Below are 15,286 nucleotides of genomic sequence, written 5' to 3'. Positions count from 1 at the left end.
CCGGCGGCGCGGGTTCGGCAGGCGCGGGACGGCCCGTCGCGCCGGTCAGGCGTCGAGTTCGCGCTGGCGTCCGTCGGGGTGCTCACGCAGCCAGTCCTCGAAGCGGGGCCCGACGACCTCGACGCCGCCGGTCGGGAGCAGGGCCCCGGTGCGCGCCTCGCGCGCGGCGCCGGGCAGCGGCACGGGGATGCGCACCGCGGGCCTCCCCTCGAGGCGGGCGACCATCTGCGCGAGCGTCATCGTCTCGGGCCCGCACACGCATGCGCTCTCGCGCTCACGCTTCCCGACGACGATCTCGGCGACGACGTCGGCGACGGAGTCGAGCGCGACGGGTCGCAGCCGCATGCTCGGGACGGGCATGACGGGGCCGCGCGCGAGGCGGTCGACGAGCTGTCCGGGGAACGTGAACCACTGGGTGGACCGGACGATGATCGCGGGGGTCGCGTCGGTCGCGGCGGCGCGCGCGGCGCGTTCCTGCGCGACCTTGCCCGCGTAGTGCGCGTACCCGGTCGCGCGGTGGCAGCCGACGATCGACACGACGACGTGCATGCCGGCGTCGACGTCGTGGGCAGCGGCTGCGACGTGCCGGGCGGACGCCTCGAAGAACCGGACGGCGTCCGCTGGGCGGTTCGCGTGCGTGCTCGTCGCCTCGAGGACCGCGTCGACGGGCTCGCCGTCGGTGAACGGACGGAGGTCGATGGGTCCGCGCACGTCGACGCCGTCGCGGCGTCCGACGAGCACGGCCTGGCGTCCGTGTCGTTCAATCGCCCGGGCCGCGGCCTGGGCGAGGACTCCTGTGCCGACGATGATCGTGCGCCCCACCCGTGTCCTCCTCGTGCTGCTCGTCGCTCGTGCGGGTCCGCCCATGAGGGTGGCACCGTCGTGACACGTGTCGGTATGACGCGCGTCTCGTCTCACCCGGACCGCGCTCAGCGTAGGTGCTTTCACCCGGCACTCGCACGGGGAGCGGGTCGCTAGGGTCGGCAGGGTGACGTCGACGACCAGCACTGGGCAGCGTGTCGTGACGAGGCGTGTGCGACGCCTCGTCGCGGCGCTGACCTGCGCATCTGCGCTGGTTGCGTGCGGCCCTGGCCCGTCGGGGGACGGCCGTGGTCCGACGCTGGCGGAGCCGACCACGTCCGCCACGCCTCCGTCGGCCGCTCCCGAGGGCACGACCGGACCGTCGCCGTCCGCGTCGGTGCGCGTCTCCGACGCGCTCGGGCGCGCGACGACGGTGACCGCACCCGGCGGGGCCGACGCGCCGGAGGCCGCACTCGTTGACGGCATCGTCGTCGTGTCCGCGACGCTCGGCGACGGCGAGTCGCTCGAGGTCACCGTCGACGGCGCCCGCTGGGCCGCGTACCCGGACGGGTCGGCGACGCTCACCGACGCCGCAGACCCTCCTCGCGTCGGCGGCACGGACCCGTCGGCCCGTGATGCCGACGGCATCCGCCGGGTGAGCACCCGCACCGAGGACGACGGCCGCCGGCTCGTCGTCGAGGTCGCAGCCCGCGCGTCGGCATCGTCGACGACCGCGACCCCGCCCGCGAACGTGACGCTCACGGTCGCGCCGCGCGCCGTCGAGAGCGCGACGTGGGCCGACGACGTCGAGGGCGGCCGCTCCCTCCAGGTGGACCCGACGGCGTTCGGCCGTTCGGGCTCGACGGCCGCGCTCGAGGCCGTGCGCGCCGAGCTCGTCGCCTCGGGGCCCGACGCGACGACGACGGTCATGGACCACCAGTTGCGCTGCCACGCGCTCGGGGCCCCAGGCAAGGAGACGTGGAACCTCGAGCCATGGCGGCCCGAGGTCGACTACCTCGCGTACCTTCTGGCCCGCTGCAACCCCACGTGAGCGCCTGACCTGCGCGGACACCGTCCAACTTCCTTCACAGGATCCGCAAAGTTGCGCTTGCGCAGTTCGTTCTCCGGGCCCCCGGCAGCCCCTAGGCTCGCACCCGTGACGACCACACTCGAGGGCGCTGGCGCCCCACTGTCCAGCACGCCGTCCCGCCCTCGTCGCGGCATCGGTGAGCGTTGGTCGCGGATCGTCCGCCCACCACGCGTCGCGGGCCTCGACGTCGCCCGGGCCCTCGCCGTCGTCGGCATGATCGCCGCGCACGTCGGGAACCCGCCGCAGTTCGTCGTCGGCGACCCCGGGACGTGGGCCGGTGTCGTCCACGGCCGCTCGTCCCTGCTCTTCGCGCTCGTCGCCGGCGTGTCGATCGCCCTCATGACCCGAGGCGTCCGGACGGCACCGGCCGACGAGGTGCGTCGCACCCGGCTCGCGCTCGTCGGGCGCGGGGTCGTCGTCTTCGGGCTCGGCGTGCTGCTCGAGCTCGTGGGCTCACCCGTCGCGATCATCCTCGGCTTCTACGGGATCCTCTTCATCATCGTGGCGCCGGTCGTCGGGTGGTCGACGCGTCGGCTCCTCCTCCTCGTCGCGGTCCTCGTCGTCGTGCTCGGCCCGCTCGTGTCGCTCGCGAAGGCCACCTACCTCCTCGGCGGCAGCGCCGCCCAGCTCGTCCTCCTCGGCATGTACCCGCTGCCGGTGTGGCTCGCGCTCGTCCTCACGGGCCTCGTCGTGGGCCGTGGCGATCTCGGTTCTCTGCGCCGGGCCGGGGCGATGGTCGCCGTCGGCATCGTCCTCTGCATCGCAGGCTACGGCGGAGCAACCCTCCTCGCGCCGGCGGACGCGGACGCGCCGCCCGTCGAGGAACCCTCCGACCCGGGGTCGTCAATCGTCGAGGTGCCTGGCGAGGACGTCGACCTCGCAGGCTTCACCTGCATCCGGCAGGACGAGGAGTCGGTGTCGTGCTGGCGCACCGCCGGCGCGACCGTCGAGGCACCTGTGCCCGGCTCGGTGATGTCCGGCTCGACGCTCATCGAGCTCGGCAGCGCAGCGTCGTCCGGGTGGGGCGCGGACCCGGCCGACGGATGGTGGCGCTCGCCCCTCATGACCGACAGCCTCACGTGGGACGCGGTCCGCGGGGCGCTCGTCTCCGCGGAGCCGCACTCCGGGGGACTCGGCGAGGTCGTGGGCTCCGGCGGGTTCGTGCTCGCGACGCTCGGCCTCTGCCTCGCGCTCGGACGTCCGCGCGTCCTGCGGCAGCTGCTCGTGCCGATCGCCGCGCTCGGCAGCATGCCGCTCACCGTGTACTCCCTGCACATCGTCAGCTTCTTCGTGCCGAGGTTCGTCGAACCGGCCGGGCTCATGACCTGGCTCTGGCAGGTCGGCGTGCTCCTGCCGGCCGCGACCCTCTGGGCGCTCACGCTCGGGAAGGGCCCGCTCGAGCGGATGACGGCGTGGGTCGCGTCGCGCTACGCCGTCCGCACGTCGGGCGAGAAGCTCCGGATGCCGAGCGACGGCGGTCCGGGACGTCCGCACCTGCCAGGCCCGCCCGAGGTCCCCTAGGCTGGTCGCGCGACGGACCGGCGTCGCACCGCCACGCCCAGGGACCACCATGACTGACAACCCGTACGGACCAGTGACACCGCCGTCGTCCTCGACCCCGTACCCCGAGCTCCGCTACGACAGCGCGGGCCGCCCGCTGAGCGGCAGCACGTCACCCGCCGGAGGGTACGGCGCGAGCGGAGGCGGCGGCACGTCGGGCCTCGGCCCCTACACGCCGGGCCAGTACAGCGGCGGCACCGCGGCCGCCGCTCCCTACGGCGGCGACCCGTACGGCACCCCGACGGGGTACCCCCAGGGCGCCACGGGCCACCAGCAGGGCCCAGCGGGATACCCGCAAGGGCCGGCGGGATACCAGCCCGCCTACGGCGCTCAGACGTACCAGCAGGGCACCGACACGACGCTCGTCGTCGTCGCATGGATCGCCGCAGTCTTCACGGGCTTCTACATGCTGCCGTGGGCGATCGCTGTGACGCGACGCCACGACTCCACCGTCGCGATCGCCCTCGTCACCCTGTTCACCGGCTGGACGGGCATCGGCTGGATCATCGGCCTCATCTGGTCGCTCACCGGAACGACCCGTACCTCGACGCTCCCGCCGCCCGGCTGGTACCCGAGCCCGACGGGCGTCGGCCAGCAGTTCTGGGACGGCTACGCCTGGACGGGGCACACGCACCCCTGAGGACACCTGACGGCCGACGCACGAGGCCCCCGCACGCGCCGCGTGCGGGGGCCTCGTCAGCCGCGGGTCAGCGCTTCTTCGCGTGACGCTTGAGCGCCTTCTCGCTGATCGGAGCGTCCCCCGAGGCCCGCTGGGCCCTGTAGTACGCGATCGCCTCGTCCTGCCGGACCTTCTCCGCACCTGTCGCAATGGGTGCGCGCAGGTGCTCGGGCGCGTAGCCCCACGCCTCGGTGAGGCCGAGGACGTGCGGGCGCAGGCGTCCGACGAGGCGCGTCATGTACGACGACACCATGCGCGCGCGTTCGCCAGTGAGGCGACCGTGCATGAGGTACCACGCGAGGTTCTCCTCGATGACAGCGAGGCCGTAGAGGTCGCGCAGCCACGTGAGGATCGTGCGGTTGCCGTCGTCGGTCACCGCGTCGAGCGCCCGCGTGAACGCCTCCCACTGGACGAGGTCGGCGTGCGCCTTCGCTGCCTCGATGAGGTCGTGCTGGTGCTGGTTGAAGAGCGCCGTCGCCTTGTCGTCGGGCAGTTTCTGCGCGGGGCGCAGCCGGTCAGCGACCTCCTCGACCATCGTCTCGACACGGTCGGTGAGGAGCGCCCGCTGGGCCTCCTCGCCCCGCAGGTGCGCGACCTTACGTGCCGCCTGGCCCGAGTCGGAGATCTTCTGCAGCGCGCGGCCGAAAGGCGTCGCGTAGCGGACCGTGTCCGCTGCTCGTTCGGCAGCGATGCGCGCGATGCCTGCGGCGTCGATGCCCTTGAACTTCTTCGCATAGTCGGCGAGGAGCCGCTTGCCGACGAGCTGCAGGAGCACCGTGTTGTCCCCCTCGAACGTCACGTAGACGTCGAGGTCCGCATGGAGGCCCGTCATGCGGTTCTCCGCCATGAAGCCCGCGCCGCCGCACGCCTCGCGGCACGTCTGGATCGTCGAGAGCGCGGTCCACGTCGATGCGGGCTTGAGCGTCGCGGCGAGCGTCTCGAGGTCCTCGCGGGACTCGTCAGTGTCGTTGCGTCCCGAAAAGACGTCGTCGAAGAGCTCGAGGAGCTCGGCGTGCGCGAAGAGACCCGCGTACGTGCGCGCGACGAGCGGCACGAGGCGACGCTGGTGCTCGCCGTAGTCGAGCAGGACGGTCTCCTCGCCGCCTGCGCCGGGGAACTGACGTCGCTCGGTCGCGTAGCGCACGGCGATCGCGAGGGCGATCTTCTGCGCGTTGACGGCCGCGCCGTCGAGCGAGACGCGACCTTGGACGAGGGAGCCGAGCATCGTGAAGAACCGTCGCCCGGGGCTCTCGATGGGTGAGGAGTACGTGCCGTCCTCGGCGACGTAGCCGTAGCGCGCGAGGAGGTCGGTGCGCGGCACGCGCACGTGGTCGAACGCGAAGCGACCGTTGTCGATGCCGTTGAGCCCGCCCTTCTGGCCGTCGTCCTCACTCTGGACGCCCGGCAGGAGGGGACCGGCCGAGCCGTCGGCGAGCCGCTCGCGCACGGGCACGTAGAACGCGTGGACGCCATGGTTGACGCCCTTCGTCACGAGCTGTGCGAAGACGACGGCGGCCTGCCCGTGGAGGGCGGCGTTGCCTAGGTACTCCTTCCACGCGGCACGGAACGGCGTGTGGATGACGAACTCCTGCGTCTCGGCGTCGTACGTCGCCGTCGTCGCGATCGACGCGACGTCCGAGCCGTGGCCGATCTCCGTCATCGCGAACGCGCCGGGCGTCTCGAGGGTCATCGCGGCGGGCAGGAGCCGGTCCTGCTGCTCCGGGGTGCCGAGGTGGAGGATCGCGGACGCGAAGAGCCCCCACTGGACGCCGGCCTTGATCTGCATCGACGGGTCGCCCGCGACGAGCTCCTCGAACGCGGCGAGGGAGCCGCCGTGCTCGTCGCCCCCACCGAGCCGCTCGGGGAAGGCGCGCAGGACCTTGCCCTCGGTGACGAGCGCCTTGAGCTGGCCGAGGACCCGCTCGCGGTGCTCCTCCTTCGTCAGGCCCTCGATCTTGTGGAACTTCTCGTCCTTGAGGATCTCGCGCGTGAACGCACGCAGGTGGCCCCAACGTCCGAGGAGCTGGGGGGTGAGGGCAGCGGCGTCGAGCGTGACGTCGTCGTCCGCCGTCTGCTGTGCGTTCCGGGGTGCTGCTGTCGCGGTCATCGGGACTCCTTCGTCTCCAACGGTGCGGGTGGGGGGTGTCAGCCCTGGGTGGTGTCCTGGGGGTCGGTGGTGGTCTGGCGTTCGCGGGCGAGCAGGCCGATGGGGCCAGCCCACAGCCAGGCGGTGATGCGGGTCGCGATGTGCTCGCGGCCGGGCGTGCCGGGCTCGCCGAGGCGCGCGAGCCACCATTCGCCGGTTCCGGAGATGAAGCCGACGGCGCCGGCGGCCCAGGCCTCGACGTCGAGGTGGTCGTCGCTGCCGACGGCCTGCGCGAAGGGTTGGGCGACGACCGTCGTGATGGAGCCGAGGAACGACGACAGCGGTGCGGAGCGGGCTGCGTCGCCCTGGGCGGGGAGCGCGACGGCGTTGGCGATCGCGGTGTTGCGGGTGACGAAGTAGTAGACGCTCGGCGAGTGCTCGATCATCGCGAGGTAGGCGTCGATCATGCCGTGGAGGGCGGCGCGCGGGGTGGGCGCGTTCTCGACGGCGGCGCGGAGGTTGGCGGTGATGGCGGCGACGACGGCTTCGCCGACGGCGTTCTGGAGGCCGACCTTGTCGGTGAAGTAGCGGTAGAGGATGGACTTCGAGGTGCCGAGGTCGGCGGCGATGTCGTCCATGGAGACGTCGGGGCCGCGGCGGTGGACCGCGCGGCGGGCGGCGTGGGTGAGCTCGCGGCGGCGGGCCTCGCGGTGCGTGTCCCAGCGGGTGGACCGGCCGTCGACGGACTCGGCCGGGGAGGGGAGGCTTGTCGTGCGCGGCGTGGTGGCGGCGGACGTGCGTCGACGGGCGACGGGGGCGCCGTCGTCCTCGGTGGCGTCGGTGCCACGTCCCGGTGTGATCGGACTCACGAAACCCACAGTATCAGGTACTCTGAGTTCCAGGAACCCGAGCAACGGAGCGAGAGGCCCACGATGACGACGTCACCCACCCCCAGCAGCCCCCGCGAGGCCTACGTCCTCGGCGGCAACCGCATCCCCTTCGGCAAGGTCGGCGGCGCCTACGCCCGCTCGTCCAACCAGGACATGCTCACCGCGGCGCTCGACGGCCTCGTCGCCCGCTACGGGCTCCAGGGCGAACGCCTCGGCGAGATCGTCGGCGGCGCCGTCCTCAAGCACTCCAAGGACTTCAACCTCGTCCGCGAGTCCGCCCTCGGCACGGCGCTCGACCCCCGCACCCCCGCCTTCGACCTCCAGCAGGCGTGCGCGACCGGCCTCGAAGCCGTCATCACCGTCTCCAACAAGATCCGCCTCGGCCAGATCGAGTCCGCCATCGCCGGCGGAGTCGACTCGACGTCCGACGCCCCCGTCGCCGTGTCCCCCGGCCTGCGCCGCGCGCTCCTCACCGCGGCCCGCGCCCGGGACCTGCCCACCCGCCTCAAGGCGTTCGCCAAGGTCCGCCCCGCTGACCTCGCACCCGACGCCCCGCGCACGGACGAGCCCCGCACCGGCCTGTCGATGGGCGAGCACCAGGCCGTGACGACCGCCCGCTGGGGCATCACGCGCGAGGCCCAGGACGAGATCGCCCTGCGCTCCCACCACAACCTTGCCGCCTCCTACGAGCGCGGCTTCCAGGACGACCTTGTCACCCCCTACCGCGGCCTCGTCCGCGACCAGATCCTGCGCCCCGACACCTCCGCGGAGAAGCTCGGCAAGCTCAGCCCCGTCTTCGGCAAGCGCCTCGACCACATGCCGACGATGACCGCGGGCAACTCCACTCCCCTGTCGGACGGCGCGTCCGCCGTTCTCCTCGGCTCCGCCGACTGGGCCGCCGCACGCAACCTGCCGCTCCTCGCGCGCGTCGTCGACGCCGAGACCGCCGCCGTCGACTTCGTCCACGGCCACGAAGGCCTCCTCATGGCTCCCGTCCACGCCGTCGCCCGCCTCCTCACCCGCCAGGGACTCACGCTCGGCGACCTCGACCTCGTCGAGATCCACGAGGCGTTCGCGAGCGTCGTCCTCACGACCCAGGCCGCGTGGGCCGACGACGACTACTGCCGCACCGAGCTCGGCCTGCCCGGCGCCCTCGGCACGATCGACCCCGCCAAGGTCAACGTCAACGGCTCCTCGCTCGCCGCAGGCCACCCCTTCGCGGCGACCGGCGGACGCATCGTCGCCCAGACCGCCAAGCAGCTCGCCGAGCTCCAGGCCGCCTCACCCGCGGCCGGCCCGTTCCGCGCGCTCGTCTCGATCTGCGCCGCCGGCGGCCTCGGCGTCGCCGCGATCCTCGAGTCCGTCCCCACCACCGAGGGAGACCCGCGATGACCGACCGCTACACCCACCTCGTCAACACGGGCTTCACCGCGACGCTCGCCAAGCGCCTCGGCCTGCCGCAGCCCGCGATCCTCCGCCGCTTCAGCGCGGGCGACCCTCTCGTGCCCGGCCCCGTCCTCGTCCTCGGACCCGACACGCACGACGGTTCCGACTCCGACGCCGTCGCGCAGCACCTGCTCGGCCTCGACCTCGACGTCCACCGCTCCCCCTCGACAGGCACTGCTCGCTGGGGCGCCGTCGTCCTCGTCCTCACGGAGATCGAGCGCGTCGAGGACCTCTCCGAGCACGTCCTCGCCGCGGGTTCCGTGCTCAAGCAGACGGCGCGCGGCGCGCGCGTCGTCACGCTCGTCCGTGAGCCGCAGCCCGACGACGCTCCGGCCCTCGCCGCTGCACGCCAGGCCGTCGACGGCTTCACACGCTCGCTCGCCAAGGAGCTGCGGGGCGGCGCGACCGCGAACGGGCTCGTGCTCGCCGGCGGCGCCGCCGCGGGGGGCGAGGGCGTGCTCGCCCCGCTGCGCTGGTTCCTCTCGGCACGCTCCGCGTTCGTCGACGGACAGCTCCTCACCGTCGGTCCCGCCGACGTCCCCGCTCAGGACGACGCCCGGCCGCTCGAGGGCCGCGTCGCCGTCGTCACCGGCGCCGCCCGCGGCATCGGCGCCGCGATCGCCCGCACCCTCGCCCGCGACGGCGCGGCCGTCGTGTGCGTCGACGTGCCCGCCGCGGGCGAGCACCTCGCGAAGGTCGCCAACGAGGTCCGTGGCACCGCGCTGCAACTCGACATCACGGCCGACGACGCGGGCGAGCGCATCGTCGCACACGCCCGTGCACGGCACGGGCGCCTCGACGTCGTCGTCCACAACGCCGGCATCACGCGGGACAAGCTCCTCGCGAACATGGACGCGGCCCGCTGGGACTCCGTCCTCGCCGTCAACACAGCGGCCCAGCTGCGGATCAACGACGTGCTGCTCGCCTCCGACCTCTTCCGTGACGCGCCGCGCATCGTCTCCCTCGCCTCGACGTCCGGCATCGCGGGTAACCGCGGGCAGACGAACTACGGCGCGTCGAAGGCCGGCGTCATCGGCATGGTCCGCGCGACCTCGCCGCTGCTCGCGGACGTCGGCGGCACCGCGAACGCCGTCGCACCCGGCTTCATCGAGACCGAGATGACCGCGCGCATCCCGTTCGCGACGCGCGAGGTCGCCCGGCGCCTCAACTCCCTCCAGCAGGGCGGGCAGCCCGTCGACGTCGCCGAGGCCGTCGCGTTCCTCGGGTCCCCCGGCGCGGGCGCAGTCTCCGGCCAGGTGCTGCGCGTGTGCGGCCAGAACCTCGTGGGGGCGTGATGACCGTCCTTCCCCCCTCGCGGACGGTCACCGGGCCGCCGCCGGGCACACGCGTCGAGACCCTGCCGTCGGTGCCGGGCCTCGGCGGTCTCTACGTGCGCGGCGCGGCGGGCTCGGCTGCGGCCCAGATCCCGGGCCGCACGACGGCGACGACGCTGCCGGCCGTCGCACACCGCGTCGAGGGTGTCCGCGTCGACCCCGGGCACCTCACCTCCTACCAGCACCTGCTCGGCGAGACCGGGTCCGACGCCCTGCCGTCAGGCTTCTGCCACGTCCTCGCGTTCCCCGTCGCGACCGCCGTCATGGTGCGGACCGACTTCCCGCTGCCGCTGCTCGGCATGGTGCACGTCGCCAACGCCGCGTCCGTCCTGCGGCCCGTCCACCTGGGCGATGCCCTCGACGTCACCGCGTGGACGCAGGACCTGCGCGCCCACCGGCGCGGCACGCAGCTCGACGTGTGCGCCGAGATAGCCGTCGACGGCGAGGTCGCCTGGCGGGGCATCTCGACGTACCTCGCCAAGGGGGTTCACCTCGTGGGGGGCGCTGAGTCGTCGGACGCGGAGTCGTCGGTCACTGCTGACGCGTCGGACCAGGAGTCGTCGGGCGAGGTCGGGGCGTCCGTCGTGTGGCGCCTCAGCGCCGACGTCGGACGCGCCTACGGCGCTGTCTCCGGAGACCGCAACCCCATCCACATGTCCGCGCTCTCCGCCAAGGCCTTCGGGTTCCCGCGCGCGATCGCGCACGGCATGTACACCGCAGCCCGCGCCCTCGCGGACGTCGGTGCCCGGCGCGGCCCGACGTACGACTGGACCGTCGAGTTCGCCAAGCCGGTCCTCCTGCCCGGCCGCGTCGACGTCACGTACACGACCGGGGCGGACGGCGCCTGGACCTACGCGGGGCGCTCGTCGTCGGGACGCCCCCACCTCGCGGGGACCGTCATCCCCAACGCTTGACGGACGGCAGTGCCGTGGTCGACGGCAGCGCCGTGCCGCCGCGGGTCCCCGGACCCGCGGCGGCACGGTCGTCAGGACGTCGCTGAGGGCGAAGGATTGCTCGCGTCCGACGCTGCGCCCGAGGCGTCGGGGCCGGCGCCGTCCGGGTCGGCCGTCCCGGGGTCGGCGGTGCCCGGCTTGGCGCCGTCCGTGGTCGCGTCTTCTCGGTCATCGGAGCCCAGGACCACCGGGGTCGCACGCGGCGCCGGTGTCGACGGCGTGAGACCGACCGGCAGCAGCGGCACGCCGCTGTCGTCGAGCCGCACCGCACCGTCTGCCCACCAGATCTCGGGCTGCGGGAAGGCGTTGCGCACCGCGAGCCCGTCCGTCGTTCGGAGCGGGAACCGAGCCTGGCCAACACTGTCGTCCGTCCACCAGCCGCCTGCCCACAGCCCCCCTGAGACGAGCGTGTCCGTCGGGCCCAGGACGACGGGCCTGCCGCCCTGGTCGAAGACCTGGGCTCCCTCGACGAGGGTGCCGTCCTTGGCGTAGACGAAGAGGTTCGTCGCCCGCACGCCGTCGACGACGATCCCGCTCGTGTCGTCTCGCATCGCCCAGAGCACGGCGTTCTGGGACTCCGAGAGCTGCGGCCCGGTGCTTCCGGAGGCAGGGATGGTGACGATCATCGGGCCGCGTCCGGCGCCCGCGAGGACGAACGCCGATGCCCAGATCGCGACAGGCACGAGGACGACGGAGGCGATCCGCCAGGTCGTCGACCACCCGCGGGGCAGCGTCCAGGCTCCTCGGCCGAGCTGGACCGAGAGGACGATGGCCGCACCGGTGAGCACCCACGACTGGAGCGTCTGCGGCGGCAGGGGTGAGATGGCGTACGCGCCGAGGACGAGATCGAACGAGGCGCCGACGAGGATCATGAGGGCCCACCCGCGCAGGACCCACCACACCGGCCGCAGCGCGAGGAGGAAGTCGCGCGTTTGCGCACCGCCGGGCAGGGCGTCGAGGCCGCGGGCCCAGGCGTGGCCGGTACGCGTGAGCCTCTCCGCGATGGTCGGGCGCCTGCGCGTCGACCCTGCGGGTGGGAGACCGGCCGACTCCCGGAGCTCGGCCGCGTAGGCCTGCGCGGCACCGAAGCGAGCGGTGAGGTCGGTGTCGGTCGGCGCGGCGCCGCCGAGGGCGTCGGCGAGGGACTCGGCGAGGTCGGCCTCGAGGCCGCCCGTGAGGTCGTCGAGCACCTCGGGGCCGAGGTCGGCGAGGTGGTCGCGCACCGCCGCGGCGTAGGCGACGACGGGGTCGAGCGTCGTGGGCGCGGTCATCACGCGGCTCCTTCCAGGTCGAGGAGGCCGGTGAGGGCCCCGGAGAACTCGTGCCACTCCTTGCGCTGCGTCTCGAGCGACGCGCGGCCCTGGGGTGTCATGCCGTAGTACTTGCGGTGCGGGCCCTCGTCGGAGGGCACGACGTAGCTCGTGAGGGAGCCGGCCGCGTAGAGGCGGCGGAGCGTCCCGTAGACGGAGGCGTCGCCGACCTCGGCGAGCCCCGCGGCGCGCAGGCGGCGGACGACGTCGTAGCCGTAGCCGTCCTCGCGGTCGAGCACGGCGAGGACCGCCGCGTCGAGCACTCCTCGGAGGAGCTGTGTGGTGTCCATGCGTCCCTCTCGTGCCGCGCGCGCGGCGTTCGCCCTCCGTCGGCGCGGCAGCCCCCTGCCCCGTCGTCCCGACCTTACGCACCGCACACTACTACGCAACGCGCACTACCGTCCGGCACGCAGAACCCTGCGGCGTGTCGTACTGCGTCGCCCTCCCGCATCGTCGGCCTGCTCCTTCTTCGCCGAGCCAGCCCCCCTGCGCTGAGCGGGCCCTTCTGCGCCGAGCCAGTCCTCCCGCTTCGACCTAGTCGCCCGCGCCGACTAGGCCGAAGCAGGAGAACTAGGTCGCGCACGTCACCGGCTGTCGGGGTGGCGTGGTTGGGTGGGGGGATGGAGATCACCCGGGGTGCGACAGTTGACGACGTCCGGCTCGACGGGGTCGATCTCTCCGGGCGCGATCTCACCGACAGCCGCTTTCTCGAGTGCGCGCTCAGCGCCTGCACGCTCGACGACGTCACGCTCACCGGCGCGCGCCTCGTCGACACCGACTGGGAGGACGTCCGCGGGACCGCCGTGAGCCTCAAGGGCGCCTCGATCCTCGGCGGCACATGGACCGACCTGCGCGCAGGCGCCCTCACCGCACCCGGCGCGAGCGTCGCCCGCCTCTCGATCGTCGGCGGACGCATCGACCACCTCAGCCTGCGCGGCGCCAAGGTCGACGGCCTCTACCTCGACGGCGTGACGATCGGCGACCTCGACCTCGCCGGCGCGACCGTCACCCGCCTCCGCACGCGCGGGACGACGATCCGGCGGCTCGTCGCCTCCGAGGCGCGGCTCAAGGACGTCGACCTGCGCGGTATCGACCTCGCCGAGGTCGAGGGCGCCGCCGGGCTGCGCGGCGCGACGGTCTCGACCGCCCAGCTCCACGGCCTCGCAGCCGGCATGGCGGCTGCCCTCGGCATCAGGCTGGGCTGACCCCGCACACCGACGCCCCACCCACCCACGCGCAGGCCCGTCCGTCCGCCACGGGCCAGCCAGCCCGCGCGTCCACCCCCGCCCCGGGATTCCGCGCGTCTGGTTACTGCCACTAGCCAGGCGCGCGGATTCTCGGGAGAGGGCGGCCGGAGGTCAGGCGAGTCGCGCCTCGAGCGACGCTCGGGTCGCCGGCCACTCGTCGCGGAGGACCGAGAAGTACACCGTGTCGCCGCGCGACCCGTCGGGCGCGAGCCGGTGCGAGCGCAGCACGCCCTCCCGCGTCGCCCCGAGCCGCTCGATCGCCGCGAGCGAGCGCACGTTACGCGCGTCGGCCCGCAGCGCGACCCGCTCGACACCCCACCCGTCGAACGCGTGCGTGAGCAGCGCGAGCTTCGCCGCGGGGTTGACGTGCGTCCCCCACCAGCGGCGACCGTAGAACGTGTGACCGATCTCGACGCGGCCGATCCGCAGGTCGACGTCGTAGAACGACGTCATGCCGACGACGAGGCCCGGCTCGAGCAACTCGTCGACCACCGCGAACGCCATCACACCCGGGCGGGCCGCGAGGCCGGCGACGTGCCGTTCCATCCCGTCGGTCGTGTCCGGCAGCGGCGTCGTCATGCCCGCCCACAGGGCGGCGTCGACGAGCGGGGCGAGGGCAGGCGCGTGCTCGGCCGCGAGCGGCTCGAGCCGCACACCACGCCCGACGAGGGTGGGGATTGCCGTCATGCGCCTACCCTCACACGTCGACCGACCACGTCGCAGCCGCTTTCCGACCCGCCGACGCCACGTGAGACAGTCCTCGCGACGCGACCTAGGGTCCCCGCAGGACTAGCTCGCCAGGTCAGCGCTGCGGGCGCGGGCGTCGGCCCTTGCCGCGCAGGCGCGGGCCGCGCCAGCGGCGCGACGCCATGCCAGCACCTGCGGCTCCCGGAACGTCGAGCACGGGCTCGTCGACCGACGACGGCTCCCCGACCGACGCGCCGACGGCCGCCAGCTGGCCGCCGCCGAGCTGCCCCTCGATGGCGCGCAGCGGGTCGATGCGGGCGATCAGTCGCTCGCGCACGCCCGGCCACTCGGGCGCGAGGATCGAGAACATCACCGAGTCGACGCGCGTGCCGTCGGGCCCGTCGCGGAAGCCACGGAGCGTGCCCTCGCGAGTTGCGCCGAGCCGCTCGATCGCAGCGAGCGAGCGGGAGTTGCGCGCGTCGGCGCGCATCGCGACCCGGAAGACGCCGAGGTCCTCGAACGCGTGCTCGAGGAGGAGGAACTTCGCGGCGGGGTTGATGAGCCGACCCCACACGGCGCGGTCGTAGAAGGTGCGGCCGATCTCGACCCGCCGGGCCACGGGATCGTGCGCGACGAGCGCCGTCGAGCCCCGCACCTCAGCACTGATCGCGTCGACGACGGCGAACGGGTAGCAGCCCTCGAGCGAGCGGGAGTCCTCGATGTAGTTCATCATCCCCACCTCGCCCTCGGGCAGGGGTGTGCTCATCCCGGACCACAGGTCTGCGTCGACCATGCGGGCGAGGTCGCCGACGTGCTTCTGCGTCAGCGGCTCGAGGCGAAAACCGTGCCCCGAGAGAGTGCGATCGTGCTCCACAGCGAAAAATAAGAACACACCTCAGGCCGTGTGCCAACACCCGGACGGCGAACTGTCGGTGGCGCGCACGGAACGCTGCCTGTGGACAACGGCGTGAACTGTCGGGAGCCGCAAGATCCTGCGGCTCCGACGACTTCACCCACCGCTGCGTCGCGACGCTCGTCACACGCGTTGCCGCACCTCCCGGACGCCCCGTCCGGCCACCGGGACGGCCCGTGTCCGCACACCGGCGCACCGGTAGCATCCGAGGCACCATCCAGAGCGGCCGAGTGACGTGGCACGACGACGCCGCAGCAACCCCCCGGACCGGGTCAGGGTGCTCCCGCCAC

General features: G+C 73.5%; 14 protein-coding genes. 7 read left to right on the top strand and 7 right to left on the bottom strand.

Going from position 1 to position 15,286, the window contains the following annotated elements; genetic code table 11:
* Window positions 1-45 precede the first annotated feature (45 nt).
* A complete protein-coding gene (locus tag IGS67_RS00425; RefSeq protein ID WP_192276660.1) occupies window positions 46-822 on the bottom strand; it encodes a Rossmann-fold NAD(P)-binding domain-containing protein in 777 nt (258 codons plus the stop codon).
* Between the two features lie 376 nt (window positions 823-1,198).
* Between IGS67_RS00425 and IGS67_RS00420 the strand changes: the two genes are divergently transcribed.
* The 3 genes from IGS67_RS00420 (at window position 1,199) to IGS67_RS00410 (ending at window position 4,091) form a co-directional block, all read left to right on the top strand.
* Window positions 1,199-1,852, top strand: a complete 654-nt coding sequence (locus IGS67_RS00420) for a DUF2599 domain-containing protein (RefSeq protein ID WP_192276658.1) — start codon at window positions 1,199-1,201, stop codon at window positions 1,850-1,852.
* Between the two features lie 105 nt (window positions 1,853-1,957).
* Window positions 1,958-3,412: a heparan-alpha-glucosaminide N-acetyltransferase domain-containing protein gene (locus tag IGS67_RS00415; RefSeq protein ID WP_192276656.1), complete on the top strand. Its 1,455-nt coding sequence runs from the start codon at window positions 1,958-1,960 to the stop codon at window positions 3,410-3,412.
* Between the two features lie 49 nt (window positions 3,413-3,461).
* Window positions 3,462-4,091, top strand: a complete 630-nt coding sequence (locus IGS67_RS00410) for a superinfection immunity protein (protein WP_192276654.1) — start codon at window positions 3,462-3,464, stop codon at window positions 4,089-4,091.
* Window positions 4,092-4,158: 67 nt separating this feature from the next.
* Here IGS67_RS00410 and IGS67_RS00405 read toward each other — a convergent pair whose 3' ends face one another.
* Window positions 4,159-6,237, bottom strand: a complete 2,079-nt coding sequence (locus IGS67_RS00405; protein ID WP_192276652.1) for an acyl-CoA dehydrogenase family protein — start codon at window positions 6,235-6,237, stop codon at window positions 4,159-4,161.
* A gap of 38 nt (window positions 6,238-6,275) precedes the next feature.
* Window positions 6,276-7,085, bottom strand: a complete 810-nt coding sequence (locus tag IGS67_RS00400) for a TetR/AcrR family transcriptional regulator (protein ID WP_328741231.1) — start codon at window positions 7,083-7,085, stop codon at window positions 6,276-6,278.
* A gap of 63 nt (window positions 7,086-7,148) precedes the next feature.
* Between IGS67_RS00400 and IGS67_RS00395 the strand changes: the two genes are divergently transcribed.
* Genes IGS67_RS00395 through IGS67_RS00385 form a run of 3 tightly spaced genes read left to right on the top strand, consistent with a single transcriptional unit; the run spans window position 7,149 to window position 10,800 of the window.
* Complete coding sequence (locus IGS67_RS00395; RefSeq protein WP_192276649.1) at window positions 7,149-8,498, top strand: acetyl-CoA C-acetyltransferase; 1,350 nt, start codon at window positions 7,149-7,151, stop codon at window positions 8,496-8,498.
* A complete protein-coding gene (locus IGS67_RS00390) occupies window positions 8,495-9,847 on the top strand; it encodes a 3-oxoacyl-ACP reductase (protein WP_192276646.1) in 1,353 nt (450 codons plus the stop codon). Before IGS67_RS00395 ends, IGS67_RS00390 begins: the two co-directional genes overlap by 4 nt.
* On the top strand, window positions 9,847-10,800 hold the full coding sequence (locus IGS67_RS00385; RefSeq protein ID WP_192276644.1) for a MaoC family dehydratase: 954 nt from the start codon (window positions 9,847-9,849) through the stop codon (window positions 10,798-10,800). Before IGS67_RS00390 ends, IGS67_RS00385 begins: the two co-directional genes overlap by 1 nt.
* A 71-nt stretch (window positions 10,801-10,871) precedes the next feature.
* On the opposite strand, the gene IGS67_RS00380 is transcribed toward IGS67_RS00385, so the two are convergent.
* Together IGS67_RS00380 and IGS67_RS00375 are read right to left on the bottom strand one after the other, a co-directional pair.
* Entirely contained in the window at window positions 10,872-12,110 is a 1,239-nt protein-coding gene (locus tag IGS67_RS00380) for a hypothetical protein (protein ID WP_192276641.1), read from the bottom strand.
* Entirely contained in the window at window positions 12,110-12,439 is a 330-nt protein-coding gene (locus IGS67_RS00375) for a PadR family transcriptional regulator (RefSeq protein ID WP_166414862.1), read from the bottom strand. The genes IGS67_RS00380 and IGS67_RS00375 overlap by 1 nt, the downstream gene beginning before the upstream one ends.
* A gap of 330 nt (window positions 12,440-12,769) precedes the next feature.
* On the opposite strand from IGS67_RS00375, the gene IGS67_RS00370 reads away from it, so the two are divergent.
* Complete coding sequence (locus IGS67_RS00370) at window positions 12,770-13,354, top strand: pentapeptide repeat-containing protein (RefSeq protein ID WP_192276638.1); 585 nt, start codon at window positions 12,770-12,772, stop codon at window positions 13,352-13,354.
* A 153-nt stretch (window positions 13,355-13,507) separates the two neighbouring features.
* Here the strand turns inward: IGS67_RS00370 and IGS67_RS00365 are convergent, their stop codons facing one another.
* Both IGS67_RS00365 and IGS67_RS00360 read right to left on the bottom strand, forming a co-directional pair.
* Entirely contained in the window at window positions 13,508-14,083 is a 576-nt protein-coding gene (locus tag IGS67_RS00365) for a GNAT family N-acetyltransferase (protein ID WP_192276635.1), read from the bottom strand.
* Window positions 14,084-14,198: 115 nt separating this feature from the next.
* Window positions 14,199-14,957 (bottom strand): GNAT family N-acetyltransferase, encoded by a 759-nt coding sequence (locus IGS67_RS00360; RefSeq protein ID WP_192276632.1) that lies wholly within the window; start codon window positions 14,955-14,957, stop codon window positions 14,199-14,201.
* Between the last annotated feature and the right edge of the window lie 329 nt (window positions 14,958-15,286).

This window comes from Flavimobilis rhizosphaerae (assembly GCF_014852685.1).
GTDB lineage: Bacteria > Actinomycetota > Actinomycetes > Actinomycetales > Cellulomonadaceae > Flavimobilis > Flavimobilis rhizosphaerae.
Note: the sequence above shows the minus strand (reverse complement) of the source record. Positions and strands in the feature narration are given on the sequence as shown.

Bases quoted from the DNA above. Each gene is read 5' to 3' on its own strand.
- IGS67_RS00410 (WP_192276654.1), top strand. From the start codon at position 3,462: ATGACTGACAACCCGTACGGACCAGTGACACCGCCGTCGTCCTCGACC.
- IGS67_RS00405 (WP_192276652.1), bottom strand. From the start codon at position 6,237: ATGACCGCGACAGCAGCACCCCGGAACGCACAGCAGACGGCGGACGAC.
- IGS67_RS00395 (WP_192276649.1), top strand. From the start codon at position 7,149: ATGACGACGTCACCCACCCCCAGCAGCCCCCGCGAGGCCTACGTCCTC.
- IGS67_RS00390 (WP_192276646.1), top strand. From the start codon at position 8,495: ATGACCGACCGCTACACCCACCTCGTCAACACGGGCTTCACCGCGACG.
- IGS67_RS00385 (WP_192276644.1), top strand. From the start codon at position 9,847: ATGACCGTCCTTCCCCCCTCGCGGACGGTCACCGGGCCGCCGCCGGGC.
- IGS67_RS00380 (WP_192276641.1), bottom strand. From the start codon at position 12,110: ATGACCGCGCCCACGACGCTCGACCCCGTCGTCGCCTACGCCGCGGCG.
- IGS67_RS00375 (WP_166414862.1), bottom strand. From the start codon at position 12,439: ATGGACACCACACAGCTCCTCCGAGGAGTGCTCGACGCGGCGGTCCTC.
- IGS67_RS00370 (WP_192276638.1), top strand. From the start codon at position 12,770: ATGGAGATCACCCGGGGTGCGACAGTTGACGACGTCCGGCTCGACGGG.
- IGS67_RS00365 (WP_192276635.1), bottom strand. From the start codon at position 14,083: ATGACGGCAATCCCCACCCTCGTCGGGCGTGGTGTGCGGCTCGAGCCG.